The sequence below is a fragment of the Pseudonocardia sp. D17 genome, from assembly GCF_036984265.1.
GTDB classification, from domain to species: Bacteria; Actinomycetota; Actinomycetes; order Mycobacteriales; family Pseudonocardiaceae; genus Pseudonocardia; species Pseudonocardia benzenivorans.
This window is the reverse complement of the sequence record NZ_BPRG01000174.1, coordinates 1-2,024: the sequence shown is the minus strand read 5'-3', so window position 1 is coordinate 2,024 and position 2,024 is coordinate 1. Positions and strand designations below refer to the sequence as shown.

2 protein-coding genes are annotated in these 2,024 nt (G+C 75.2%); both read right to left on the bottom strand.

The features are described from left to right. A partial coding sequence (locus tag PSD17_RS24680; protein WP_339124712.1) for a hypothetical protein occupies positions 1 to 773 on the bottom strand: 773 nt, incomplete at its 3' end. Between the two features lie 311 nt (positions 774 to 1,084). Further along, complete coding sequence (locus tag PSD17_RS24675; protein WP_013678198.1) at positions 1,085 to 1,843, bottom strand: FadR/GntR family transcriptional regulator; 759 nt, start codon at positions 1,841 to 1,843, stop codon at positions 1,085 to 1,087. Positions 1,844 to 2,024: the final 181 nt, after the last annotated feature.

Here is a 2,024-nt window from a genome sequence, read left to right as displayed (position 1 = left end):
ACCCCGCCGGTGGCGGCGACGACGGCGGCCGTGGCGCCGAGGACCGTCGCGGACGCGGCGGCGACGACGCCCTGGTGCGGGATGCGCCCGAAGCGGCCGGTGCGCCCGACCCGCGCGGCCTCGAAGACGCCGGTGGCGCCGGCCAGCCCGGCCGGAGCGGCCGACGGGCGCCGCACGCCGTCGCGGTCGGTCGCGATCGCGCGCAGCTCGGCGGCGGTGGGCGCGTCCTGGGAGTCGGTGTCGGTGTCGCCGGGCGCGTCCTGCTCGGCGGCGGGCCGCATCGACTCGGCGCCGGCCACCTCGCGGTCGTCGTCGGGCTCGAAGAGGGCGGCGCCCGCAGGCGTCCCGTCGTCGTCGGCGGTCCGGCGCAGCTCGGCGAGCAGCGCGGAGACGCGCGTGCGGAACTCGTCGGCGGTGTCGTCGGCGTCGGCGGTATCGGCGGTGTCGTCGACGCGGTCGGCCGGGCCGACGACGGGTTCGACCTCGGGGGCGCTCCACCCGGTGGTGAACCAGTCGGCGCGGCGGCGCGGCTGCGCCGGGATGAGCGTGGCGGGGAGAACGGGGACCAGCGGGTTCTCGCGACGGCGGCCCTGGTCGGCGCGGTCCTGGTCGACACCGGAGCGGGGGGTGGGTACCGAGAGGCCGTGGCGTGCGCGGCGGCCGGGGGTCGACGGGAGCTCCGCGCCGAGCTCGGCGATCAGCTCGGCCGCAGGGCGGGGGGTGCGGGTGGCGCCCGGTTTGTCGAGCAGGGCGACAGCACGGTGCGTAGCCATGTAGCGGTCCTTGCCGTCATACGCGCGAGGCTGTGGGGGAGCGACCTCGTGCGTACCTGCCCCGGGGAGCGCGGGCGCCTGGGGGAGTGTCGGCGGGCAGGTGGAGACGGCCGACCAGGCGCGTCGCCCGGCGAGATCACCGGGCGGCGACTTGAAAGTAACCACTCCGTGATGAGATCTGCAGCAACCACGCCGAAGTGATGCGACGACCGGCAGTGACCGAACGTCAGCGCATAGGCGTGTTGCGATGAGCGGTCGGTGACGGGCGTGTCGGCGCGACGAACGGTCGATCGACCGTCTGTGGCGCCAGATCAGCCGTTCGTCGCGGGTGGCGGTCGTCGAGCGGCTCGCTCGTACAAGGGCCGCAACGACTCCAGGTGTGTCCGCATGGTGGTCTCGGCGGCCTCGGCCTCACCGGCCGCGATGTGCTCGGCGATGGCCGCGTGGTCGGTGTCCACGGCGTCCCACTCGGCCGGGTCGACGGCCGCGCGGTCGAGGCTCGTCCGGAGCACGTCGCCGACGGGCTGGCCCATCATCGTGAACATCAGGTTCCCGGTGGCCATCAGGATCGTGTTGTGGAAGTCCAGGTGCGGGACGAAGCCGCTGGGGTCGCGCGGGTCATGGGGCGCGGCCGCCGCCACCCGGACGGCCTCGACGGTCTCGGCGTCCGCGCGCTGCGCGGCGAGCCGGGCGGCGGCGGGTTCGAGCAGCAGTCGTGCCTCGAGCAGGTCGGCGAGGTCGAGCCGCGGCGTCCGGACGAGCACGCCCAGCGACTCGCCGACCGCGGCGACCACACGCGCCGGGTCGGGCGCGGAGACGAACGAGCCGCCCTGCACGCCGCGCCGGGTCTCGACGAGGTGCTGGCTCGCCAGCGACCGCAGGGCCTCGCGGACCGTGCTGCGGCTGACCTCGAACGACCGGCTCAGCTCCGCCTCGTTGGGCAGCCGCGCGCCGGCCGGGAGCAGCCCGCCGACGATCTGGGCCCGCAGCTCGTCGGCGACCCGCTGGTAGGCGGGCCGGTCGCGGCGCACGCGCAGTCGTGCGGCGCGATCGCTCGGGTCGGTGGCCACGCGTCACGCTCCCGTTCCGGTGGGGGACGAGCTTAACCGGCTGCCCGTCACAGTTGACCCAAAAACGTCTGACGTTTTACCGTGGCGTCGGGCGGGACGAGGTGGAGGTGGGTCGCGGTGAGGCCGTTGGAGGATGTCCGGATCATCTCCCTGGAGCAGTACGGTGCCGGGCCGTTCGGGT